Annotated in this window: 25 protein-coding genes; 22 read left to right on the forward strand and 3 right to left on the reverse strand. The window is 45.8% G+C overall.

The features are described 5' to 3' along the window. The first annotated feature begins 22 nt into the window (after positions 1-22). The 5 genes from nhaA to KFE26_RS06825 all read left to right on the forward strand — a co-directional run bounded on the left by nhaA (position 23) and on the right by KFE26_RS06825 (position 3,359). A complete protein-coding gene (nhaA, locus tag KFE26_RS06805) occupies positions 23-1,192 on the forward strand; it encodes a Na+/H+ antiporter NhaA (RefSeq protein WP_212599983.1) in 1,170 nt (389 codons plus the stop codon). A gap of 2 nt (positions 1,193-1,194) precedes the next feature. Continuing rightward, positions 1,195-1,581 carry a hypothetical protein gene (locus KFE26_RS06810; protein WP_212599984.1) on the forward strand — a complete coding sequence of 129 codons (387 nt, stop codon included), beginning with the start codon at positions 1,195-1,197 and terminating at the stop codon, positions 1,579-1,581. Positions 1,582-1,695: 114 nt separating this feature from the next. Continuing rightward, positions 1,696-2,604 (forward strand): transcriptional activator NhaR, encoded by a 909-nt coding sequence (gene nhaR, locus KFE26_RS06815; protein ID WP_028760830.1) that lies wholly within the window; start codon positions 1,696-1,698, stop codon positions 2,602-2,604. A gap of 85 nt (positions 2,605-2,689) precedes the next feature. Further along, positions 2,690-2,938: a succinate dehydrogenase assembly factor 2 gene (locus KFE26_RS06820; protein WP_028760829.1), complete on the forward strand. Its 249-nt coding sequence runs from the start codon at positions 2,690-2,692 to the stop codon at positions 2,936-2,938. After that, on the forward strand, positions 2,919-3,359 hold the full coding sequence (locus tag KFE26_RS06825; protein WP_212599985.1) for a protein YgfX: 441 nt from the start codon (positions 2,919-2,921) through the stop codon (positions 3,357-3,359). The genes KFE26_RS06820 and KFE26_RS06825 overlap by 20 nt, the downstream gene beginning before the upstream one ends. A gap of 34 nt (positions 3,360-3,393) precedes the next feature. On the opposite strand, the gene nadB is transcribed toward KFE26_RS06825, so the two are convergent. After that, the gene (nadB, locus tag KFE26_RS06830; protein ID WP_028760827.1) at positions 3,394-5,007 is read right to left on the reverse strand and encodes an L-aspartate oxidase; all 1,614 of its coding nucleotides are present in this window, start codon (positions 5,005-5,007) and stop codon (positions 3,394-3,396) included. A gap of 190 nt (positions 5,008-5,197) precedes the next feature. Between nadB and rpoE the strand changes: the two genes are divergently transcribed. The 12 genes from rpoE to KFE26_RS06890 all read left to right on the forward strand — a co-directional run bounded on the left by rpoE (position 5,198) and on the right by KFE26_RS06890 (position 15,290). Continuing rightward, positions 5,198-5,776 (forward strand): RNA polymerase sigma factor RpoE, encoded by a 579-nt coding sequence (gene rpoE, locus KFE26_RS06835; RefSeq protein WP_028760826.1) that lies wholly within the window; start codon positions 5,198-5,200, stop codon positions 5,774-5,776. A 41-nt stretch (positions 5,777-5,817) separates the two neighbouring features. Then, positions 5,818-6,444, forward strand: a complete 627-nt coding sequence (locus tag KFE26_RS06840) for a sigma-E factor negative regulatory protein (RefSeq protein ID WP_212599986.1) — start codon at positions 5,818-5,820, stop codon at positions 6,442-6,444. Positions 6,445-6,456: 12 nt separating this feature from the next. After that, positions 6,457-7,389 carry a MucB/RseB C-terminal domain-containing protein gene (locus KFE26_RS06845; RefSeq protein ID WP_028760824.1) on the forward strand — a complete coding sequence of 311 codons (933 nt, stop codon included), beginning with the start codon at positions 6,457-6,459 and terminating at the stop codon, positions 7,387-7,389. 10 nt (positions 7,390-7,399) lie between these two features. Then, on the forward strand, positions 7,400-7,873 hold the full coding sequence (locus tag KFE26_RS06850) for a SoxR reducing system RseC family protein (RefSeq protein ID WP_105249858.1): 474 nt from the start codon (positions 7,400-7,402) through the stop codon (positions 7,871-7,873). 166 nt (positions 7,874-8,039) lie between these two features. After that, on the forward strand, positions 8,040-9,830 hold the full coding sequence (lepA, locus tag KFE26_RS06855) for a translation elongation factor 4 (RefSeq protein ID WP_028760822.1): 1,791 nt from the start codon (positions 8,040-8,042) through the stop codon (positions 9,828-9,830). 183 nt (positions 9,831-10,013) lie between these two features. After that, positions 10,014-10,931 carry a signal peptidase I gene (lepB, locus tag KFE26_RS06860; RefSeq protein WP_028760821.1) on the forward strand — a complete coding sequence of 306 codons (918 nt, stop codon included), beginning with the start codon at positions 10,014-10,016 and terminating at the stop codon, positions 10,929-10,931. Position 10,932: 1 nt separating this feature from the next. Continuing rightward, entirely contained in the window at positions 10,933-11,613 is a 681-nt protein-coding gene (gene rnc / locus KFE26_RS06865) for a ribonuclease III (RefSeq protein ID WP_012088603.1), read from the forward strand. Then, positions 11,610-12,626: a GTPase Era gene (gene era, locus KFE26_RS06870; RefSeq protein WP_028760819.1), complete on the forward strand. Its 1,017-nt coding sequence runs from the start codon at positions 11,610-11,612 to the stop codon at positions 12,624-12,626. Before rnc ends, era begins: the two co-directional genes overlap by 4 nt. A 28-nt stretch (positions 12,627-12,654) precedes the next feature. Then, positions 12,655-13,365, forward strand: coding sequence for a DNA repair protein RecO (gene recO / locus KFE26_RS06875; RefSeq protein WP_212599987.1), 711 nt, complete (start codon positions 12,655-12,657; stop codon positions 13,363-13,365). Positions 13,366-13,435: 70 nt separating this feature from the next. Continuing rightward, entirely contained in the window at positions 13,436-14,173 is a 738-nt protein-coding gene (pdxJ, locus tag KFE26_RS06880; RefSeq protein WP_212599988.1) for a pyridoxine 5'-phosphate synthase, read from the forward strand. Continuing rightward, entirely contained in the window at positions 14,173-14,556 is a 384-nt protein-coding gene (acpS, locus tag KFE26_RS06885) for a holo-ACP synthase (protein ID WP_028760816.1), read from the forward strand. Before pdxJ ends, acpS begins: the two co-directional genes overlap by 1 nt. A 209-nt stretch (positions 14,557-14,765) precedes the next feature. Beyond that, complete coding sequence (locus tag KFE26_RS06890; RefSeq protein WP_212599989.1) at positions 14,766-15,290, forward strand: DUF962 domain-containing protein; 525 nt, start codon at positions 14,766-14,768, stop codon at positions 15,288-15,290. A 130-nt stretch (positions 15,291-15,420) separates the two neighbouring features. On the opposite strand, the gene KFE26_RS06895 is transcribed toward KFE26_RS06890, so the two are convergent. Beyond that, complete coding sequence (locus KFE26_RS06895; RefSeq protein ID WP_113940661.1) at positions 15,421-16,695, reverse strand: HlyC/CorC family transporter; 1,275 nt, start codon at positions 16,693-16,695, stop codon at positions 15,421-15,423. Between the two features lie 99 nt (positions 16,696-16,794). Further along, complete coding sequence (locus KFE26_RS06900) at positions 16,795-17,583, reverse strand: inner membrane protein YpjD (RefSeq protein WP_028760813.1); 789 nt, start codon at positions 17,581-17,583, stop codon at positions 16,795-16,797. 289 nt (positions 17,584-17,872) lie between these two features. Here KFE26_RS06900 and ffh point away from each other — a divergent pair, with 289 nt between their 5' ends. The 5 genes from ffh (at position 17,873) to rplS (ending at position 21,416) form a co-directional block, all read left to right on the forward strand. Next, the gene (gene ffh, locus KFE26_RS06905) at positions 17,873-19,246 is read left to right on the forward strand and encodes a signal recognition particle protein (RefSeq protein WP_006080787.1); all 1,374 of its coding nucleotides are present in this window, start codon (positions 17,873-17,875) and stop codon (positions 19,244-19,246) included. A 217-nt stretch (positions 19,247-19,463) separates the two neighbouring features. Continuing rightward, a complete protein-coding gene (gene rpsP / locus KFE26_RS06910; RefSeq protein WP_006080788.1) occupies positions 19,464-19,715 on the forward strand; it encodes a 30S ribosomal protein S16 in 252 nt (83 codons plus the stop codon). 20 nt (positions 19,716-19,735) lie between these two features. Continuing rightward, a complete protein-coding gene (gene rimM / locus KFE26_RS06915) occupies positions 19,736-20,266 on the forward strand; it encodes a ribosome maturation factor RimM (RefSeq protein WP_006080789.1) in 531 nt (176 codons plus the stop codon). Positions 20,267-20,281: 15 nt separating this feature from the next. Next, complete coding sequence (trmD, locus tag KFE26_RS06920) at positions 20,282-21,028, forward strand: tRNA (guanosine(37)-N1)-methyltransferase TrmD (protein ID WP_028760810.1); 747 nt, start codon at positions 20,282-20,284, stop codon at positions 21,026-21,028. A 34-nt stretch (positions 21,029-21,062) separates the two neighbouring features. Then, the gene (gene rplS, locus KFE26_RS06925; RefSeq protein ID WP_006080791.1) at positions 21,063-21,416 is read left to right on the forward strand and encodes a 50S ribosomal protein L19; all 354 of its coding nucleotides are present in this window, start codon (positions 21,063-21,065) and stop codon (positions 21,414-21,416) included. Positions 21,417-21,658 lie beyond the last annotated feature (242 nt).

A 21,658-nucleotide genomic window follows, 5' to 3' on the forward strand; every position in this document is an offset into this window, starting at 1 on the left:
TTATGATTTTTAGGAGTGCAAGATGGAAAAAGCAATTAGAAATTTTCTGAGCCAAGAGTCGGCTGGCGGTATCCTGTTATTGGTTGCTGTTGCCTTAGCCATGCTGATGGCCAATTCCCCCTTATCTGGATTTTATCAAGGCTTTTTAGGCACTGACGTTCAAGTCAAAATTGGCGAGCTCAACATACACAAGCCACTTATCCTGTGGATAAACGATGGCTTGATGGCCATATTCTTTTTGCTGATTGGTCTAGAAGTGAAACGTGAGTTACTTGAAGGCGCCTTATCGAGTGTCGCTCAAGCTTCCCTGCCTACCTTTGCTGCCATTGGCGGCATGTTAGTCCCTGCTGGTGTGTACTTACTGTTTAACTATGGTGATCCTGTCACACAGGCGGGCTGGGCGATTCCTGCCGCGACTGATATTGCCTTTGCCTTAGGTATTATGGCACTGCTCGGAAGCCGCGTTCCTGTTTCACTGAAAGTCTTCTTACTTGCTTTAGCTATCATCGATGATTTAGGCGTCATAGTGATTATCGCGCTGTTTTACAGTACTGACTTATCAACCATCAGTTTAGTGATTGCCAGTTTAGCGATTGCGGGCTTGGTTGGGTTAAACCGCAAAGGGGTTACCTCACTTTTACCCTATGGCATCTTAGGGTTAATCCTTTGGGTTGCCGTACTTAAGTCTGGAGTGCATGCGACTCTGGCTGGCGTCATCATTGCTTTTTGTATTCCATTGCGGGCAAAGGATGGCAGTTCACCCTCAGAAGGCTTAGAGCATAGTTTGCATCCTTGGAGTACTTTCCTCATTTTGCCAGTGTTTGCTTTTGCCAATGCGGGTGTTTATGTCGGCAATATGAATTTGGAGACGTTAATTTCTCCTGTTCCTGTTGGTATTGCATTGGGCCTGATGTTAGGTAAGCCAATCGGTGTAATGTTATTTAGCTTTATTGCGGTGAAACTAAAATTAGCTCAATTGCCCGATGGCGTAGGTTGGAAGCAAATTGCCCCCGTCGCGGCCATGTGCGGTATTGGTTTTACTATGTCTATGTTTATTGCGTCGTTAGCCTTTGAACATGCAGACCCTATGTACGGTGACTTAGCACGCCTAGGAACCTTAATCGGTTCGATTATGGCTGCGTTAGTCGGGTATTTCTGGTTATCAAAAGTGTTACCTAATAAAGGAGTATAACTATGATAAAGTTGAAATTAATGGGAATAGCAACGCTCTTATGTTTATCGACATCCGCGACGGCATCGCAAATTTCGGCCTGTAATCAGGATGCAAACTCGCAGACTTGCCAAAGCTATCTTGAAGGGATAGTGGATGGCGCTTTGATGTTTAAATCTGATTCCTTAGGGGCGAGATTAGAAACTAATGGTTATGAATCGAGGGCACTTAAGTATCGCGGTGGTAAACGTTTCCAAGAAGCTAATCGAACCTATTGCGCCGAACGTATTCCTGAACGTAACGTTTTAGTTTCAGGAGTCACTGAAGCGGTAAGTCTGGGGAATGCTGCCGATTTGGAGCAGTTACAAGGCATAGTTACTAACTTACTCGACTGCCAGCGTTTAAAGTAACTTGACTGGGAATCATCAGGTTTTTAATCATCTGATTTTAAACTATCGAGTTTAAAATAACACAGTAACCCCTAAGCGCCTTGGCGTTTGAGGGAGCATTAACAGCGGGTTAGCATGCTGCACTTGAATTATAACCACTTGTATTATTTTTGGATGATTAAGAAAAAGGGCTCCGTCGCTAAGGCGGCCGAAGCCCTATGTTTAACGCCGCAAACGATAACGGGGCAAATTCGTGCCTTAGAAGATAGGTTAAACGGCAGTCTGTTCAAGCGAGTCGGGCGGACATTGGAGGCGACAGAATTAGGTGAATTGGTGTTTCGCTACGCCGATAAGATGTTTAGCCTTAGCTATGAAATGCTCGATTTACTTAACTATCAAAAAGCGGATGCCATGTTATTCGAGGTGGGTATTGCCGATGCCTTATCTAAAGCTTTAGTCAGCCGAGTTTTATTATCCGTAGTGCCTAATGACAATTCTATGCACTTAGCCTGCTATGAGGCGACTCACGAGAGCCTAATGGCGCGTTTACGTGAGCATAAACTGGATATGATCCTTTCGGATTGTGCAGGTGAGTCACTCAAATACCCTGAAATTTTATCTAAAAAATTGGGCGAGTGTGGCGTGAGTTTTTTTTCCGCGGAGACTTATAGCGCTGATTTTCCAGCCTGTTTAGAGCAAGGCCAGCTATTAATTCCTGGCCGCAGAACCTCACTCGGACAACAGCTATATCGCTGGTTTGACGAGCAAAATCTTAAAGTTAGTATCTTGGGTGAGTTCGATGATGCGGCCATGATGAAGGCCTTTGGTTACCTTAAACGAGGTATTTTTGTCACACCGTCGATTTATCGCCAAGAAGTGATTTCCCATGGTATGAATTTGCTCGGTGAAACCACCGATGTGAAAGAGGAATACCATGTGATGTTTGCCGAACGTATGATCCAACATCCTGCGGTAAAGCGATTATTGGATACAGATTTTAGCGATCTCTTTGAGGGGCTCGATACTCAAGTACAACAATGCTAATTTTGTGAGTCAATATGAAGGGTTAATCGACACTTTAGTCAGTGAACTGATAGACTAATGCCAAATCTGTGTTGGGAGAAATACCTTGGAATTAATGAACATCGCAAGGGTTCGCTGGGCATGTCGCCGTGGGATGCTGGAATTAGACGTCTTGCTTCAACCTTTTGTTGAAAACTTCTATCAAGAAATGTCCGATGAAGATAAAACCGTGTTTATCCGTTTGTTGGAATGTGAAGATCCAGAATTGTTTGCTTGGTTTATGGGCCATGAAGTGTGCCCTGACACTGAACTGGCTCGTATGATAGTGAAAGTCCGTGGAAGACCGGCACCATAGTTTCAGCGTAAAAGCCTCTTTCGACCAACGACTCTCGTTGGTCGTTTTTATTGGTGTCTGTTCTAGCTCATTTCTGCTTTGGCCCCAAAGCGAGATTATCGCCTTATCTCTGCTTAAATATTTGTTTATCGTACTTGTCAGTATTTTCTTGCTGTTGCAGTTGTGGCGACTGCAGCATTGGCGTTTAGATTTTGTGCTGAGTGATAAAGGCGAGGGACGTTTGTCAACGGGGGAGCACTTTCAGGTACTAAAACGCACTTGGGTCACGCCCTTTGTTTGCTTGATTTATATCGAAGTGGATACTCAGCTGCGGCTCTTGCTGGTTTGGGCTGATATGTTAAATGATACTGACTATCGACATTTATGTCGGCTGTTGCTGCGGGCTAAAATGCAACAGACTAAACCTCATTCTGAGATTTAGTCTGTTTATGATGAAGTCACCTATGCGTATGCGGTTACTTTTCTGGTAGTAAAATAGTCGGGCGAGGCGCGTCTAATTTCTCTGGATGATCGATATTAAAATGCAGCCCACGGCTTTCTTTACGCTCCATGGCACAGCGAATAATTAATTCTGCCACTTGCACTAAGTTACGTAATTCGAGCAAGTTATTGCTAACCCTGAAGTTACTGTAATATTCCTGAATTTCTTGCTGTAACATCAGGCAGCGGCGCAATGCTCGCTCCAGACGTTTATCAGAGCGTACAATTCCAACGTAGTCCCACATGAATAACCGCAGTTCGTGCCAGTTATGGGCGATGACCACTTCCTCATCCGAGTTCGACACTTTACTTTCATCCCATGCTGGAATTTGTCCCGGGATTTGAATTTTATGCAGTTGGCTTTCTATGTCCTGTGACGCCGCACGGGCAAACACTAAACATTCGAGTAACGAGTTACTCGCCAGACGATTGGCGCCATGTAAGCCCGTATAGGCGACTTCACCAATAGCATAGAGACCATTGAGATCCGTCTGACCGTGCATATCTGTCATCACACCACCGCAGGTATAGTGAGCAGCAGGCACGACAGGGATAGCATCTTTAGTGATATCAATTCCTAGATCTAAGCAACGGCTATAGATGGTCGGAAAATGCTTCATCACAAAGTCAGCATCTTTATGGCTGATATCCAGATACACACAGTCGGCACCGAGACGTTTCATCTCGTAGTCGATGGCGCGGGCAACGATGTCACGGGGAGCGAGCTCAGCGCGTTCATCAAAGTCCGGCATAAAGCGGCTGCCATCTGGACGACGCAGATAAGCCCCTTCACCACGCAGGGCTTCGGTGAGTAAGAAGTTGCGCGCATCTGCGTGGTACAAACACGTTGGATGGAATTGGTTGAACTCCATATTCGCTACGCGGCAACCTGCACGCCATGCCATGGCAATACCATCACCACTAGCGACATCGGGGTTTGAGGTATATTGATAAACCTTAGAGCTACCGCCTGTTGCTAACGCAACAAACTTGGCCTTAACGGTTTCGACGTGCTCTTCATTGCGATTCCACACATAAGCGCCTAACACACGATTACCTGGGCGATTTAACTTACGGGTGGTGATGAGGTCGATGGCGTTATAGCGTTCTAAAACTTGAATATTGGGGTGGGCGAGTGCGCGCTCTTGCAGTGTGGTTTGCACTTCCTTGCCTGTGGCATCGGCAGCGTGCAGAATACGTCTGTGGCTATGGCCGCCTTCACGGGTTAAATGGTAAGGTGCATCTTTTGCGTTGCCGTCTGTGGTTTCTTCTTTATCGAAGGCAACGCCACATTCGATAAGCCATTGCATCGCACTCTTGGCATTTTCAGCAGTGAAAGTGACAACGTCTTTGTCGCATAAACCCGCACCTGCGATTAATGTGTCTGCAACATGGGATTCGATAGTGTCACTTTCGTCGAAGACGGAGGCGATACCGCCTTGGGCGTAGTAAGTCGACCCTTCCGAGAGTGGGCCTTTTGAAAGCAGAATTACTTTTGCTTTTTCAGCAAGATGCAAAGCTAGTGTCAGACCTGCGGCACCGCTACCTATGACTAATATGTCAGATTGGTGTTCAACTACTTGTTTCATCGGGTATCATGATGTGACTGAAGAGTGCCAACTATGGTAAACCAACTCACCGATTATGGGTACTTTCCTTTTTACCTTACTTTTTTTGTATAATTTTTAGAACTTTTTCAAAGCCCGCGAGTCTACATAAGTGAATATGATTCGAGCGACTGAGAAATCAGCATTTTAGATTTAGGAGAAGTCGGCTCGGATGAGTGGACAATTAAGTGATCAACAATTAGTTGAGCGCGTACAACAAGGTGATAAAAACGCTTTTAACCTGTTAGTGCTTAAATATCAAAGTAAAGTCATTAGCTTGATATCCCGTTATGTACGGAACCAAGCGGACGTTGCTGATGTGGCACAGGAAGCGTTTATCAAAGCTTACAGAGCTTTGCCAAACTTTCGCGGTGAAAGTGCATTTTATACTTGGTTGTACCGCATCGCAGTAAACACTGCGAAGAATTATCTCGTATCACAGGGGCGTAGAACGCCTGCGAATGATGTTGATGCAGAAGATGCCGAATATTACGAAGGCAGTGACGCGCTGAAGGAGTTTGCCTCCCCAGAACGGCTAATGTTATCGGATGAAATTAAAAAAGTGATTTTCGATACATTAGAGACTTTGCCTGAAGAATTACGAATGGCCATCTCATTGCGTGAACTCGATGGTATGAGTTACGAAGATATTGCCATAGTCATGGATTGTCCTGTCGGGACCGTAAGATCACGTATCTTCCGAGCACGAGAAGCAATCGATAAAAAGCTCCAGCCTTTGCTGGAAGCCTAAATTCTTATTTTAAGAAACCCTTATATTTAGACAGGTGAAAAATGGATAAATTAGGTCAAGAATGGGTATCTGCCGCAGTCGATGGAGAGACTGATGAACAGACCATGGCAGAGTTATCTGCTGATACACATTCACATGATAAATGGCATAACTATCATATGATAGGCGATGCCATGCGTGGCGAATTGCCGCAGACTATTGTGTTAGATCTCTCTGCTAGCATTGCTGCCGCCATTGAACTTGAGCCAGCGATAGTTGCGCCTAAGCATCATGCGTCTAAAGTTACTGCACCTGTAACGCCACAAATTGCCGCCAATTCGGAGCAAAGCCGCGTAATACCTTTATTTAAGCAATTTGGTCAATATGCCATTGCTGCGACGGTTGCTATGTTTGCGATTGTGGGTGTGCAGAATTACAATCAAACCGCCGATGATGCCGCGTCACCATCGCCCGTGTTAATTACAAGGCCGCTTATTGGTAGCGCATCACCTGTGAGCCTACAAACCGGTCCTGTACAACAGAATCAAGGCTATACCAATGATCAGGTGAATGAGCAACGTCGCCGAATTAATACTTATATCCAAGATCATATGTTGCAACAACGATTGAATACTGGTGCGGTTGTAGAGGACAATACCGAGGTCGTACCCGTTCCGGTCAATCAATAACGAGGAGTTAGCTTGCGTCTAATCCTGTTGGCTTTATTAGCCTTGGTCTTTCCTGCAACCGCGCAGGAAGACATGCCTGCCAAAGCTTGGCTCGAGAAAATGAGTCAGGCTTTACGAGAGAAAGAGTTTAAAGCATCGATTATTCAACTTCAGGCCGATCATATTCGGCCTTTGGTTTACCTGCATGGTAAGGTGAATAATCAAGAAGTTGCCTTTCTAGAATACCTTAACGGTCCACCCAAAAATGCAGTGCGTGTCGGTAATCGTGTCACCTTTATTGAGCACGATGAGCCTGCGTATAGTATCGTTTCTAATCATATTCAAGGTGTCTGGCCTGCTGCTTTCTCTGCCAATATGGCGGACTTAGAAGTGGGTTATCAGTTTGTACTCGGTGGCCGTACCCGTATCGCTGGGCGTCCGGGGCAAATGATCCGCCTGTTGCCTAATGATGAATTCCGTTATGGCTTTCAAATTTGGCTTGATATGGAAACCTATCTGCCGCTGAGATACGACATGCTGACTCAAGATAAGCAATTACTTGAGCAGATCATGGTGATTGAACTCATTGAATTCAGCGAGCCGCCAGCCATTTTGCAAGAGGCCTATAAGCAAGAGTGGCCGGCAGTTATCGATCAAGCCGAGCGCCAAGACGGTCAAAACTGGCAATTTGCTTGGTTACCCGCAGGTTTTACTGTGGTAGTGCGCGACCACCATAGATTAATTGGCAGTCACGAAGCGGTGGAATACATAGCACTGACCGATGGACTGGCAAATATTTCTGTTTATGTGGCGCGTGCGGGCACGAGTCCATTGCCTGAAGAATTAATTACCCGTAATGGCTTGTCATTAGTCTCAGAAAAAGTCGGTAATGCCGAAGTGGTTGCTGTGGGTAAAGTGCCGACAGAAACCCTAACGCGCATTGCTAAAAGTCTGACGCTAGAATAGGACGCCGATTATGATGGAAGAAATTGCCAGAGTCGTCTCCAGTGATAGTCAAGGCTGGTTGACGGTTGAAGTGGAACTTAAGAGTACCTGCAAGAGCTGCAGTAACAGTGAGTCTTGCGGGACCTCTGCTGTCGCTCAGGCTTTTTCCTCGAAAACCCAGCAATTTTCTATTCAGAGTGACCGCCGCTGCGAGGCTGGTGAATTACTCAAATTAGGCCTTCCCGAGAGCGTGATCCTCAAAGCCGCGGCATTAATCTATTTAATGCCGCTGTTTGGCCTGTTTGTCGGCGCAGCGTTAGGACAATTTTTAGGCCAGTTGCTTGAGTTTAATCCTAACCTAGGTGCCATGGGCTTTGCGGCCGTTGGTGCCTTGATTGCGTGGTCTTTTGGTAAGCAACAGGCTAAACGTTTAGAAGTTGATGCTCAGCCTGTGATTTTGGCCTATTTAGGTAGGAGCATCAATTTAAACGAATTAGCTCAATAATTTCAATGTTTTATTTTTTATCAAATAGCAGCTAACTGCGGTTTTGGACGTTGTTTTATCGGCCTGTCTTAAGTAGGAGTGAATGTGATTGGTATTGAAACCGCAATCAGGTACAATTTCGCTCCTTTGAACCGTATCCATTTTCAGTATTAGTCATTGCAGCATAATGAAACAAATTAGAAACTTCTCAATTATTGCCCATATCGACCATGGTAAATCGACGCTATCAGATCGTCTTATTCAGGTTTGTGGCGGTTTAACCGACCGTGAAATGGATTCTCAAGTTTTAGATTCTATGGATCTAGAACGTGAGCGTGGTATTACGATTAAGGCACAAAGTGTCACTTTGGATTATAAAGCCAAAGATGGCCTTGTCTATCAACTCAACTTTATTGATACCCCAGGTCACGTTGACTTCTCCTACGAGGTCTCGCGCTCATTAGCTGCCTGTGAAGGTGCTTTGCTGGTGGTTGATGCGGGTCAGGGCGTTGAAGCTCAGACACTGGCAAACTGTTATACCGCGCTGGATATGAATCTAGATGTGGTACCCATTTTAAACAAGATTGACTTACCACAAGCCGATCCAGAACGTGTAGCTGCCGAGATTGAAGATATCGTCGGTATCGATGCGATGGATGCTGTGCGTTGTTCGGCTAAAACCGGTGTCGGTGTCGATGAGGTTTTAGAAGTCATTGTTGCCAAAATTCCACCGCCAGAAGGCGATCCTGACGCACCATTGCAAGCCTTGATCATCGATTCTTGGTTTGATAACTACTTAGGCGTAGTGTCGTTAGTGCGAATTAAACACGGTAGCCTGAAAAAAGGTGACAAGTTTAAGGTAATGTCTACAGGGCAAAACCACACTGCGGATCGCGTGGGTATTTTCACGCCAAAACAAACTGACAAAACCGAACTTAAAACCGGTGAAGTCGGCTTTGTGATTGCGGGTCTGAAGGAAATTCATGGCGCGCCCGTGGGCGATACGTTAACTTTAGCCAAAAATGGTGCTGAAAAGCCGTTACCTGGTTTTAAGAAAGTGAAGCCACAGGTATACGCTGGCGTATTCCCAATTTCGACCGACGAATATGAAAACTTCCGTGATGCGTTGAACAAACTCAGCCTGAACGATGCGTCATTATTCTTTGAACCTGAAAGTTCATCGGCACTCGGTTTTGGTTTCCGCATTGGCTATTTAGGCCTGCTCCACATGGAAATCGTACAAGAGCGTTTAGAGCGTGAATACAACCTAGAGTTGATCACCACTGCGCCAACCGTAGTGTACGAAGTCGTGATGACTAGCGGCGAAACGATTTACGTTGATAACCCGTCTGATCTGCCTGCGATTAACAACATTGAAGAAATGCGTGAGCCGATTGTTGAGGCCAACATTTTAGTGCCAAAAGAATACTTAGGTAACGTGATTACCCTGTGTATTGAAAAACGTGGCACCCAAGTGAACATGGTTTACCACGGTAACCAAGTGGCTGTGACTTACCATCTGCCAATGGCGGAAGTGGTCATGGACTTCTTCGACCGTTTGAAATCCACTAGCCGTGGCTATGCATCACTCGAATATAACTTTATTCGTTTCGATCCTGCAGACATGGTGCGTTTAGATATTCTCATCAACGGCGACCGAGTCGACGCCTTGGCTATGGTTATCCATAGATCAAACATTCGTCACCGTGGTTTAGCTTTAGTGGATAAGATGAAAGAACTTATTCCACGTCAGATGTTTGATATTGCGATTCAAGCGGCGGTGGGCAGTCAAATTATTGCCCGTTCAACCGTAAAAGCCCTGCGTAAAGACGTAACGGCTAAGTGTTATGGCGGCGACGTTTCTCGTAAGAAAAAACTCTTAAATAAACAAAAAGAGGGTAAGAAACGGATGAAGCAAGTAGGTAACGTTGAGGTGCCACAAGAAGCATTCTTAGCGGTACTTAAGCTAAACGAGTAATCGTTAGCATAAGAAGTGACAATTTAGTTGACTATTGCGCCGCTGTTTGCGGCGCTTTAGTTAGGTTATCGCATTGGTTTATCACTTTGGTTTACCAAGGTCGAATACGGTAAGTTAACTAAAGTATGATATTCGCTGAGTTAGGCACCTTTAATTATTTTTAAGGCAGGAGTTCAATAAGCAATGGCAGCGTATTTTTCCATTATTCTAGTGCTAATCACCCTGATCTCAGGACTTATTTGGTTAGTCGATGTGCTCGTTTTCGCTCCAAAGCGTCGTGAGAGTTTAGCGTTAGCAAAGGCATCACAAGCGAATTTAACTGAAGAAGCTGAGTACCAAATCATTCGTGAGTCGACCATAGTCGAAACCGCGCATTCTATCTTCCCTGTTATTGCCTTTGTGTTGATCCTACGTTCATTCATTTATGAGCCATTTCAAATCCCATCGGGTTCTATGATGCCAACCCTCTTAGTGGGCGACTTCATTCTGGTGGAAAAATTTAGTTATGGGCTTAAAGATCCCGTATGGCGCACTAAACTGGTTGAAACTGGCGAGCCAAAACGCGGTGATGTAGTGGTATTTAAGTATCCTGAAAACCCCGCCATTGACTACATTAAACGTGTTGTCGGTTTGCCGGGTGATAGAATTATTTACCGTAACAAGCAGTTGATGATACAGAAGGCCTGTGGCGTTGAGCAAACAGCTTGCCCAGAACCGCAAGTTATCGCCCGCACTGAGATCAGTCGTGGTGATTACAGCCAAGATGGTGTGCCGTTGCTGCGTTATAAAGAGGAATTGGGTGATGTCGCCCACGATATTTTGATCAACCCAAGTCGACCTGACATGCTGGGATATTTTAAGCGTGAAGGTAATTTACCCGCGGGTGAGTTTTTAGTGCCAGAAGGCCATTACTTTGCCATGGGCGATAACCGCGATAACAGTACCGACAGTCGTTTCTGGGGCTTTGTGCCAGAAGAAAACCTGGTTGGTAAAGCGGTAGCGATTTGGATTAGTTTTGAATTTGACCGTTCAAAAGCCGACTTCCTCCCAACTTGGGTGCCTAGCGGTGTGCGTTTTGAGCGTGTAGGTGGAATTAAATAGCATGGAACCGATTAAAAATTTGCCACGTTTGTGTCGTACTTTAGGTTATGAGTTCAAGAATATTGAGCTTTTGACTCAAGCGCTGACCCACAGAAGTGCGGCAAATAAGCATAATGAGCGCTTAGAGTTTTTAGGTGATTCAATTTTATCTATCGTGATTTCTGATGCTTTGTATCATCAGTTTCCGAAGGCAACCGAAGGCGATTTAAGCCGGATGCGTGCCACCTTAGTTCGCGGTGATACCTTAACTATCATCGCCCAAGAGTTTAAGCTCGGCGATTATTTATATCTCGGTCCTGGCGAGTTGAAAAGTGGCGGATTTAGACGCGAGTCGATTCTTGCCGATGCGGTTGAAGCCATTATTGGCGCCGTTTACCTTGATTCCGATCTCGAAGTTTGCCGTGCATTACTGTTGAAATGGTATGCCGAGCGTTTGGCCGAAATCCAACCTGGGATCAGCCAGAAAGACGCTAAGACATTACTGCAAGAACATTTACAAGGGTTTAAAAAGCCGCTGCCTGATTACCAAGTAATCAACATAGAAGGCGATGCCCACGATCAGACATTTACCGTTGAATGTCGTATTGAAGACTTGAGTCAAAGCGTCATTGGTGTGGCGAGTTCACGCCGTAAAGCCGAGCAAATCGCGGCCGCTCAAGTATTGGAGTTACTAAAGAAATGACCAAAAAAACAGACTTGTCAGGTATCGATGCTGCAAAAGCGGCAACTGAGCCGAGTTTAGATGAATTACTGGCAAGGATGAATGCGGCCGCGCCAACGCCGTCGGCCCAATACGATGTCACTTATTGCGGCATGGTGGCGATCATTGGTCGCCCTAACGTCGGTAAATCAACGTTAATCAACCGTTTGCTTGGTCAGAAGGTAAGTATTACTTCTAAAAAACCACAAACAACGCGCCACCGTATCATGGGTATTCATACTGATGGTCCGAAGCAAATCGTGTTCATCGATACACCTGGTTTACACATAGAAGAGCAGCGGGCGATTAACCGCCTGATGAACCGCGCAGCAGCCAGTTCGCTTGCCGATGTGGCTATGGTGATTTTTGTGGTCGATGGCATGACGTGGACCGCCGATGATGAGATGGTGTTGAGTAAATTACGCCGTGGCGGTGAAGAGCGTCAGACAATTCTGGCGATCAATAAAGTCGACAATATCAAAGACAAAGAATCGCTGTTCCCGTATTTGGAAGAAGTCGCCAAAAAATATCCTTTCGATGAAATTTTGCCGATTTCAGCCAGTAAAGGTACCAACGTTAAGCGCATTTTAGAGCTAGCGGCGGCGTCGATTCCTGAAGGACCTTTCTTCTTCCCTGAAGACTATGTTACCGATCGTTCGCAACGTTTTATGGCGTCGGAAATTGTGCGTGAAAAACTGATGCGCTTCTTAGGTGATGAATTACCCTATGATGCGACAGTTGAGATTGAACAGTTCAAGATGATGGAAAATGGTGTTTATCAAATCAATGCCTTGATCCTTGTTGAGCGTGAAGGTCAAAAACGTATGGTGATTGGTAGCAAGGGCGAACGTATTCGTACTATCGCAACTCAAGCTCGCTTAGACATGGAGACCTTGTTTGATAATAAAGTTTTCCTCGAAGTGTGGGTGAAAGTGAAATCCGGTTGGGCCGATGATGAACGCGCCTTGCGTAGCTTAGGTTACGGCGACGATTAAGCATTAATTTCAGCGAGCGCGCTTACCGATGAAACGTGGTTACGTTTTACATCATCGCCCATATCGAGAGTCCAGTGTCTTAGTTAACCTGTTAGTTGACGGCATTGGACGGGTTGATGTGGTTGCCCGAACCGGCAGCGGTAAGCGCTCTATCAAGAGTATTCTCCAGCCCTTTCAACCGCTGATCTTCGAATTTAGCGGTAAGTCTGAATTAAAAACCTTAACTCAAGTCGAAGCCGCTGCGCCTGCTGTGCCTCTTTCTGGTCAAAGCTTGTTTGCTGGCATGTATATCAATGAGTTATTGGTTCGCACTTTGTCTGTACAGCACAATGCCGAAGAGTTGTTCCTCATTTATCATCAAGCTTTAGTCGGCCTTGCCGCGAAGTTTTGCCAATCCCAACTGCGTTATATTGAGCTTGCCTTGCTGCGGGAATTAGGTTTTATGCCTTCTCTTAGCCGCGATACTCAAGGTGAACCACTCGTGCCTGACGATTATTACCAGCTCGTGCCTGAGTTAGGTTTTCAATTTGTGCTTAACTCCCGTGCTCGCAACGCCTACCAAGGGGCAATGTTGACGGCGCTTAACGATAACCAGCTCACCGAAGCACATTTTTTGAGCGCGAAGTTGTTGATGCGCTCCCTGTTAACGCCATTACTCGGGACTAAACCTTTGTTGAGTCGACAATTGTTCGTCAGCACTGCCGTACCAACTAAGATTGATGGGAATAATTCGCCCTAGCTCCTGTTTTTTAGCGTGAGCCTAAGTACAATAGGCCGCAATATCAGCGTTAAACATTAAGGAGTTCCCGATGAGCCGTATCTTATTGGGCGTGAATATCGACCATATTGCTACTCTGCGCCAAGCCCGTGGCACCAGTTATCCTGATCCTGTGCATGCTGCTGCCGTTGCTGAACATGCTGGCGCCGATGGCATCACTATTCATTTGCGTGAAGACAGACGCCACATCATAGACCGCGATGTATATTTGTTGGCAAAAACCTTGAAAACCCGCATGAATTTTGAATGCGCTGTGACCGAAGAAATGCTTAACATCGCCTGTGAAATTAAGCCGACCTATGTCTGTTTAGTGCCAGAAAAACGTCAAGAAGTCACCACTGAAGGTGGCTTAGATGTGGCGGGACAATTAGATAAAATCACTGCTGCAGTTAGTCGTTTAGCTGCTGAGGGTATTCAAGTCTCCTTATTTATCGATGCCGATAAAACTCAAATTGATGCCGCTGTTGCCTCTGGCGCACCGCTTATTGAAATTCATACGGGCTGTTATGCCGATGCTAAAACGGAAGCAGAAGAAGCCACTGAGTTAGCGCGTATTAGCGAAATGGCAAAATACGCCCATGGCAAAGGTTTAGTGGTTAACGCAGGTCATGGTCTGCATTATCACAACGTGAAACCGATTGCGGCGATTCCTGAGTTATATGAACTCAATATCGGTCATGCGATTGTCGCACGTGCCGCCATTGACAGTTTAGCGACAGCAGTGAAAGACATGAAAGTGTTAATGCTTGAAGGTCGTCGAGGCGAATAATGGCGATTGTCGGCCTAGGCACAGATATCGTCGAGATTGAGCGTATTCAGGTCCATGTGGCACGCGCAGGTGACAAGCTGGCGAAACGTGTGCTGACCGAGTCTGAGTTAGCCATTTATACTGCCCATAGTCAGCCAAGTCGTTATCTTGCCAAGCGTTTTGCGGCAAAAGAAGCCGCAGCCAAAGCCCTCGGTACGGGTATTGGCCGCGGTGTGTCGTTTCAGCATATTCACATTGGCAACAATGAGGATGGTGCACCGACGATTCACTTTACCGAGGGTGCGCTGACGCGCTTACAGCAGCTTAAAGCGACGGTTGGGCATATCTCTATTGCCGATGAAAAATCCTATGCGATTGCGACGGTAATCATAGAGTCTCAATAAACCCGAGTTTGTGTCTGTTGGCGGTAAAAAAGGAACCTTAGGGTTCCTTTTTTCATTTCTGGATGGGTATCCAAATCAGTGCCAAATTACTGAATGCAACAATTTATTTACTTTTACTGTTCAGCTTAATTGTTTTACGTTAGTTTATGGCTTGCGCGTCGCTCAATTTGGCGCACGTAAAATCAGGGGCAAATGAAGAGGAACCCGACATGAAATCCGCCGCAGAGCAGTTATCGACCTACAAAAGTGTGCATTTAAATCAGCGTAATATTCAGACCCATTTTATTGGCATCCCACTGATTATTTGGTCTGCTTTCCTGTTGTTGGCCACAGTGCGTATTCCGCTGGGCAGTATGGGGGAGGCAAGTTTAGCAGTGATAGTCGGTATATTCGTGTTGGCCTATTATGTCCGTTTACACTTAAGGCTTTCAATGGGGCTCATCTTATTTATGGTACCTGTGCTGCTCACAACTGAGTGGGCGGCGCATATCGCTGGTGCCACTTGGCTTGCCTTAGGGGTATTTTTGGTGGGCTGGGTGTTCCAGCTAATCGGCCATCAATATGAAAAAGCCAAGCCTGCCTTTGTGGATGACTTAAATCAGCTATTAATTGGGCCATTTTTCTTAATGGCGGAAGTGTATTTTATGTTGGGCTTAGAAAAGGCGCTGAATGCCCAGATAACACCAATGGCGCTTGAGAAGCGTCGTATGCTTGAGGCGAAAAAGTCTGCATAGCTTGGCTAGATAGTGAATTAGAGTAGATAGATTTATAGCTTGGGGGAGCATCATCGCTTGGAGGAAATCGTCCGCCGGACCACATCTTAACTTGTGTGGTTCGGCCATTTTTTATGCTCAAAATTGAGGATTAAACTCTGGGGGGATGATAATACAGCGGGATAATTCTCACTGTATTAATCATATTCTCTGACACATCAATTATCTCTAATGGATAACCTGCTAAACGTAAACTGGTATTCGCAGAAGGAATTTCCTCCAGATACTCCAGAATCAGACCATTGAGGGTTTTAGGGCCATCGGTGGGAAAGTTCCACTTCATTTCTTTATTCAAATCGCGGATCGTAATGCCCGCATCAACTAAGTAGCTACCATCTTGCTGGACCTTAATGTCTTCACTCGGGGTGGTCAACATAGAAGTGGTAAAGTCGCCGACAATCTCTTCGAGAATATCTTCGAGTGTTACTAGACCTTGAATATCACCATATTCATCAACGACTAAGCCGATGCGCTCTTTATTTTGTTGGAAGTTAGCTAGCTGCACATTGAGTGGCGTACCTTCTGGCACAAAGTAGAGTTCTTTCACTGCACGTAGCAAAGATGACTTGCTAAATTGCTCTTTAGATTGGAGGCGCAGGGCGTCACGTAAGTGAATAAAGCCCACTGCATCGTCTATGGTGTCGCGATACACTAAAACTCGGGTATGTGGACTTTGGATTACCTGACGATTGATAACCTTAAATTCGTCATTGACGTTAATTCCGTAGATATCTGAGCGTGGCACCATAATATCTTCAACGGTGACTTTCTCTAAATCCAAGATAGATAACAGCATTTCTTGGTGGCGTCGGGGGATGAGTGCCCCTGCCTCATGTACCACTGTGCGCAACTCTTCTTGGCTTAGCGCATCGCTACTATTAACGGTTTTTATCCCCATCAAACGTAAGATGCCTGTGGTTATTAAATTAACGCTTGAGACAACATAGGCAAAGGTCGAGGAAAGTATAAGTAGCAGTATGCTAGAGGGAAAAGCAATACGCTCAGGATTTAGCGCGGCGATGGTTTTTGGCGTGACTTCAGCAAAAACGAGCACGACTAACGTAAGCACGCCTGTTGCAACAGCGACCCCTAAGTCGCCCCAAAGACGCATACCAATGATAGTCGCAATAGCAGATGCGGAAATATTGACTAAGTTATTGCCAATTAAGATCAATCCAATCAAACGGTCAGGACGCTCAAGTAACTTCAAGGCTCTAATCGCCCCTTTATGGCCATTGTTGGCTAAGTGGCGTAGACGGTAACGGTTGAGAGTCATCATTGCGGTTTCTGAGCCTGAAAAATAGGCAGAGAATAGGATAAGCACTAGTAAAACGATCAGGAGTGCGCTTGTCGATATAGCGTCCAAAAAAGGCTCCAATGTGGCCAGTAAACTTAAGTAAATACCGACATTTAAAAAAAGTGTCAAGTCGGCCGCAGCAATAACTGCCCCAGCCGACTTAAATGTTTAGTTGAGGATTAACTCTTTGACAATGCGCGCGCCAAAATATGCGAGCGAAAGTAAGGATGCGCCAGTCAGAGTATAAATGACTGCGGTACGAATTTTACAACCGACCCAATACTGTTGCCACAGCATAGTAATGTATACAAACCAAGCCATTATCGACAGAATTGCCTTATGACCTTTACCATCGGCGAACATATCTTCAAGGAAGATAAAACCAGTCGCGAGCGACAAACTGAGCAAGATAACGCCGATAATCACTAGGTGATACAGTTGTTTTTCAACTGTCATCAGCGGCGGAATGCCAGGGCTCAGCATAAATTGTTTTTTCTTCAGTTTATTTTGGATCATCGCCAGTTGTATCGCATACAGGGCGGCAATCATCAGGGCGCTGTAGGCCATGAGTGACAATACGACGTGGGCTAATACTTCAGGATAAAGCTCAAAATGCGTGATGAACTTAGGCGGCAATAACCAGAGTAGGGCAACCGAAAGCACTGAACAGGCATAAACCACGGGCACGACGACGATGACTTTCAGCCTGAACATCAATATCGTAAAAGTAAAAGCGATAATCCAGTTCACTAAGGAAATCACATTCGTCAGGCTAAAGTTTTGGCCATCTGTGGTGAAAATCACTTGTGATAATGCTGCGGCATGCAAAATTACCGCAATAGCGGCAAAGCCTGCGACAGCACGGCGATTCGGACCGTCTGGGTGAAACAATCGACTCGTCACTAGTACCAATGCAATGCAATAAAAAAACATGGCTGAGGCAGAAAAGATGACCATGGGTAATTAACCTATTTGTGTAGTTAAAGGTGCCTTAAAAACGGGGCATACAGATCAATATTTTCCCTAGAATAACATGAGCTGTCGGCAAATGGGCAGTGACATGAGTTGCAAAATTTAGCAGATTCTTATTGTTAGGGTTAAATAGTGTGTCGACGACAATAAAACATGACTCAGCGCAAGTAAAACACTTAACCACAATCAAGATAGGTGCAGCAGTAGCATAATGCGCATGCATCGTTATAATACAGCCCATCAATCGAGATTCTTAAAGGTATAGAACAGGACGATGTTTGAGAACCTAACCGACAGACTGTCACGCACACTGAAAAATATCAGTGGCCGTGGTCGCTTAACTGAAGAAAACGTTAAGGAAACCCTGCGCGAAGTGCGTATGGCACTGCTGGAGGCCGATGTTGCCCTGCCTGTGGTGCGTGAATTTGTTAATAACGTAAAAGAACGTGCCGTAGGCCAAGAAGTCTCTAAAAGCTTAAGCCCTGGCCAAGCCTTTATTAAGATAGTTCAAAGTGAACTTGAAAAATCCATGGGCGAGGCGAATGAAGCCCTAGATTTAGCCACTCAGCCGCCAGCTGTGATTATGATGGCAGGTCTGCAAGGTGCGGGTAAAACCACCAGTGTGGCCAAACTGGGTAAATTTTTACGCGAACGCCATAAAAAATCGGTATTAGTCGTCAGTGCTGACGTTTATCGCCCTGCGGCGATTAAACAGCTTGAGACGTTAGCGCAAGAAGTGGCGGTGGAGTTTTTCCCATCGGACGTTAGCCAAAAGCCAATCGACATTGCGAAAGCGGCGATTGCCCACGCTAAATTAAAGTTTATCGATGTGGTGATCCTCGATACCGCGGGTCGTCTGCATGTCGACGAAGCCATGATGGACGAGATCAAAGGCTTACACGCAGCGGTTAAGCCTATCGAAACCTTGTTCGTTGTTGATGCTATGACAGGTCAAGATGCGGCAAACACCGCTAAGGCGTTTAACGAAGCTTTGCCACTGACAGGGGTTATCTTAACCAAAGTCGATGGTGATGCGCGCGGTGGTGCGGCGTTATCGATTCGCCACATTACGGGCAAGCCGATTAAATTCCTCGGTGTGGGTGAAAAGACCGACGCGTTAGAGCCATTCCATCCAGACCGTATTGCCTCACGCATTTTGGGCATGGGCGATGTGTTATCGCTTATCGAAGAAGTTGAGCGCGGCGTCGATAAAGAAAAGGCCATGAAGCTGGCTTCGAAAGTGAAGCAAGGTGGCAGTTTCGATTTAGAAGATTTCCGTGAGCAGTTACAGCAAATGAAAAATATGGGCGGCATGATGAATATGCTGGAAAAACTGCCCGGTGTCGGTCAATTGCCCCCAGAAGCCTTAGCGCAAATCCAAGACGGCAAGATGACAGGTCAAATGGAAGCCATCATTAATTCGATGACTTCCAAGGAGCGTAAGAACCCTGATTTAATCAAGGGCTCACGCAAACGTCGCATCGCAGCTGGTTCTGGCACGCAAATTCAAGATGTAAACCGTTTATTGAAACAGTTTACTCAAATGCAAAAGATGATGAAAAAAATGTCTGCTAAAGGCGGCATGCAAAAAATGATGCGCGGAATGCGTGGCATGATGCCGCCAGGAATGAAATTTCCGGGACGTTAATCGGGCATTTTTAGTTAAACTTAGCACTTTATCAGTCGGTTGAATCTGGCAACAATGAACCGCTTACTGAGGGCGCAGGCGTAATAATCGCCATCTTTGGTTGCATTCGTTGGAAAGTCAGGTAAAATCTTCCGGCTTTCTATCTGGGACTCTTCGCGAACACGGGGTTCCAGTTTTTATTTTTGCTTCAAGCAAATCATTAGAGGATTGAAAACGCATGGTTACCATTCGTTTAGCTCGTGGCGGCGCAAAAAAGCGTCCATTTTACAACATCGTTGTTGCTGATAGCCGTAACGCTCGTGACGGTCGTTTCATCGAGCGTGTTGGTTTCTTCAACCCATTGGCCCGTGGCCAAGAAGAAACTTTACGTTTAGACCTAGCTCGCGTTGAGCACTGGGTTTCTAACGGTGCAGCTGCTACAGAACGTGTAGCAAAACTGATCAAAGACGCTCGTAAAGCAACAGCTTAATAGCGTTAAGGTATAGATTGATGAGCAGTAACCAACAGCCAGTCGTACTGGGGAAATTAGGCTCCTGTCATGGCATTAAAGGTTGGCTGAAAATCACCGCCTATACCGATTCTGTTGAAGGTATCTTTGACTATTCACCTTGGCTTATTAAAGAAAATGGTGAATGGCGCGAAATAAAGGTCACCCAGTGGCGTTATCAAGGTAAGGCCGTTGTTGCCTTACTTGATGGCGTAGAAACACGGGAGCAAGCGCAAATGCTCACAAATTGTGAGATTGCGATTTTGCCGGAACAGATGAACGATTTGCCAGCAGATGAATTCTACTGGCGTGATCTCATCGGTTGCGAAGTGGTCAATACAACAGGCTATAACATGGGGATTGTCGATCAGATCGTGGAAACAGGATCGAACGACGTATTACTCGTTAAAGCCAACGCTAAAGATAGTTTCGGCAAAGTGGAACGTATGATCCCCTTTGTCCCTGAGCAGTTCATCAAAACGGTGGACCTGCAAGGTAAACAGATTTTAGTGGATTGGGATCCTGACTTCTAAGTCGAGGTACAACAGATGTGGTTAGGGGTAATAACCCTGTTCCCAGAGATGTTCCGTGCCGTGACAGACTTTGGTGTTACGGGTCGAGCCGTGAAAAACGGCCTGCTCGAGTTGCATACGTGGAATCCCCGTGATTTCACCCATGATAGACACAATACGGTAGATGACAGGCCTTACGGCGGTGGTCCCGGAATGTTGATGATGGTGCAACCCTTACGCGATGCCATCCATGCAGCGAAAGCCGCAGCGGGTGAAGGTGCGAAGGTGATTTACTTGTCACCTCAAGGACGCAAGCTGGATCAGCAAGGCGTCACTGAGTTGGCTCAATCATCACGTTTGATTTTGGTCTGTGGTCGATACGAAGGTATTGATGAACGCATCATTCAAACGGAAGTGGATGAAGAGTGGTCGATAGGGGATTACGTGCTTTCGGGCGGCGAATTACCGGCGATGACTCTGATAGATTCAGTATCGAGATTGGTTCCTGGCGTGCTAGGAAAACAAGCTTCGGCGGAGCAAGATTCTTTCTCCGACGGTTTACTGGATTGCCCACATTACACTCGCCCTGAAAGCTTGGATGGTCTTGACGTACCGGCAGTGCTGCTAAGTGGCAACCACGAACAAATTAGACTCTGGCGTTTACAGCAAAGCCTTGGTAGGACTTTACTTAGACGGCCAGAATTATTGCAAAATCTAGCTCTGACTGACGAACAAACGACTCTATTAGCGCAGTTCGTTGAAGCAATGAACAAGCATGCTTAGTCGTAGCTCAGTTAATTCTAGAACGGAGTAAGTTATGAACAACATCATTAAAATGCTCAACGATGAGCAAATGAAACAAGACGTACCTGCGTTTGGTGCTGGTGATACAGTAGTCGTTCAGGTTCGTGTTAAAGAAGGCGATAAAGAGCGTTTACAGGCTTTTGAAGGCGTTGTAATTGCTAAGCGTAACCGTGGTCTGCACTCTGCATTCACAGTACGTAAAATCTCTAATGGCGAAGGTGTTGAGCGTGCTTTCCAAACGCACAGCCCACTGATCGCTAGCATTGAAGTTAAGCGTCGTGGTCGCGTTCGTCGCGCCAAACTGTACTATCTGCGTGATCGTTCAGGTAAATCTGCACGTATCCGTGAGAAGCTGGCAACTAAGTAATAGTTACCGCTACAGAAAACAAGACGTAGTGTTCGCACAGAAAACCGCCCTAGTGGCGGTTTTTTGTTGCTGTTTTTTGAGTATTTATACTTGATCTAAAGAGAATGAAAAGGCATAGTGGTCGTCCGATTGTAATGGTGTAACATTACAAAAGTACATTGCGACGGATTTACGCTATTTTATATCCGAAATGAATACCCAAGCTGACTTGAAGTCCTGCTTCGACAACTGGGTTAAACACT

Origin of the sequence: Shewanella sp. M16 (assembly GCF_018224605.1) — a bacterium.
Classification (GTDB): Bacteria; Pseudomonadota; Gammaproteobacteria; order Enterobacterales; family Shewanellaceae; genus Shewanella; species Shewanella oncorhynchi.

What these genes read in the sequence shown, in the direction of transcription:
- nhaA (WP_212599983.1), top strand. Translation starts at nt 23, where the DNA reads ATGGAAAAAGCAATTAGAAATTTTCTGAGCCAAGAGTCGGCTGGCGGT.
- KFE26_RS06810 (WP_212599984.1), top strand. Translation starts at nt 1,195, where the DNA reads ATGATAAAGTTGAAATTAATGGGAATAGCAACGCTCTTATGTTTATCG.
- nhaR (WP_028760830.1), top strand. Translation starts at nt 1,696, where the DNA reads ATGCTGCACTTGAATTATAACCACTTGTATTATTTTTGGATGATTAAG.
- nadB (WP_028760827.1), bottom strand. Translation starts at nt 5,007, where the DNA reads ATGAAACAAGTAGTTGAACACCAATCTGACATATTAGTCATAGGTAGC.
- rpoE (WP_028760826.1), top strand. Translation starts at nt 5,198, where the DNA reads ATGAGTGGACAATTAAGTGATCAACAATTAGTTGAGCGCGTACAACAA.
- KFE26_RS06840 (WP_212599986.1), top strand. Translation starts at nt 5,818, where the DNA reads ATGGATAAATTAGGTCAAGAATGGGTATCTGCCGCAGTCGATGGAGAG.
- KFE26_RS06850 (WP_105249858.1), top strand. Translation starts at nt 7,400, where the DNA reads ATGATGGAAGAAATTGCCAGAGTCGTCTCCAGTGATAGTCAAGGCTGG.
- lepA (WP_028760822.1), top strand. Translation starts at nt 8,040, where the DNA reads ATGAAACAAATTAGAAACTTCTCAATTATTGCCCATATCGACCATGGT.
- lepB (WP_028760821.1), top strand. Translation starts at nt 10,014, where the DNA reads ATGGCAGCGTATTTTTCCATTATTCTAGTGCTAATCACCCTGATCTCA.
- rnc (WP_012088603.1), top strand. Translation starts at nt 10,933, where the DNA reads ATGGAACCGATTAAAAATTTGCCACGTTTGTGTCGTACTTTAGGTTAT.
- era (WP_028760819.1), top strand. Translation starts at nt 11,610, where the DNA reads ATGACCAAAAAAACAGACTTGTCAGGTATCGATGCTGCAAAAGCGGCA.
- recO (WP_212599987.1), top strand. Translation starts at nt 12,655, where the DNA reads ATGAAACGTGGTTACGTTTTACATCATCGCCCATATCGAGAGTCCAGT.
- pdxJ (WP_212599988.1), top strand. Translation starts at nt 13,436, where the DNA reads ATGAGCCGTATCTTATTGGGCGTGAATATCGACCATATTGCTACTCTG.
- acpS (WP_028760816.1), top strand. Translation starts at nt 14,173, where the DNA reads ATGGCGATTGTCGGCCTAGGCACAGATATCGTCGAGATTGAGCGTATT.
- KFE26_RS06890 (WP_212599989.1), top strand. Translation starts at nt 14,766, where the DNA reads ATGAAATCCGCCGCAGAGCAGTTATCGACCTACAAAAGTGTGCATTTA.
- KFE26_RS06900 (WP_028760813.1), bottom strand. Translation starts at nt 17,583, where the DNA reads ATGGTCATCTTTTCTGCCTCAGCCATGTTTTTTTATTGCATTGCATTG.
- ffh (WP_006080787.1), top strand. Translation starts at nt 17,873, where the DNA reads ATGTTTGAGAACCTAACCGACAGACTGTCACGCACACTGAAAAATATC.
- rpsP (WP_006080788.1), top strand. Translation starts at nt 19,464, where the DNA reads ATGGTTACCATTCGTTTAGCTCGTGGCGGCGCAAAAAAGCGTCCATTT.
- rimM (WP_006080789.1), top strand. Translation starts at nt 19,736, where the DNA reads ATGAGCAGTAACCAACAGCCAGTCGTACTGGGGAAATTAGGCTCCTGT.
- trmD (WP_028760810.1), top strand. Translation starts at nt 20,282, where the DNA reads ATGTGGTTAGGGGTAATAACCCTGTTCCCAGAGATGTTCCGTGCCGTG.
- rplS (WP_006080791.1), top strand. Translation starts at nt 21,063, where the DNA reads ATGAACAACATCATTAAAATGCTCAACGATGAGCAAATGAAACAAGAC.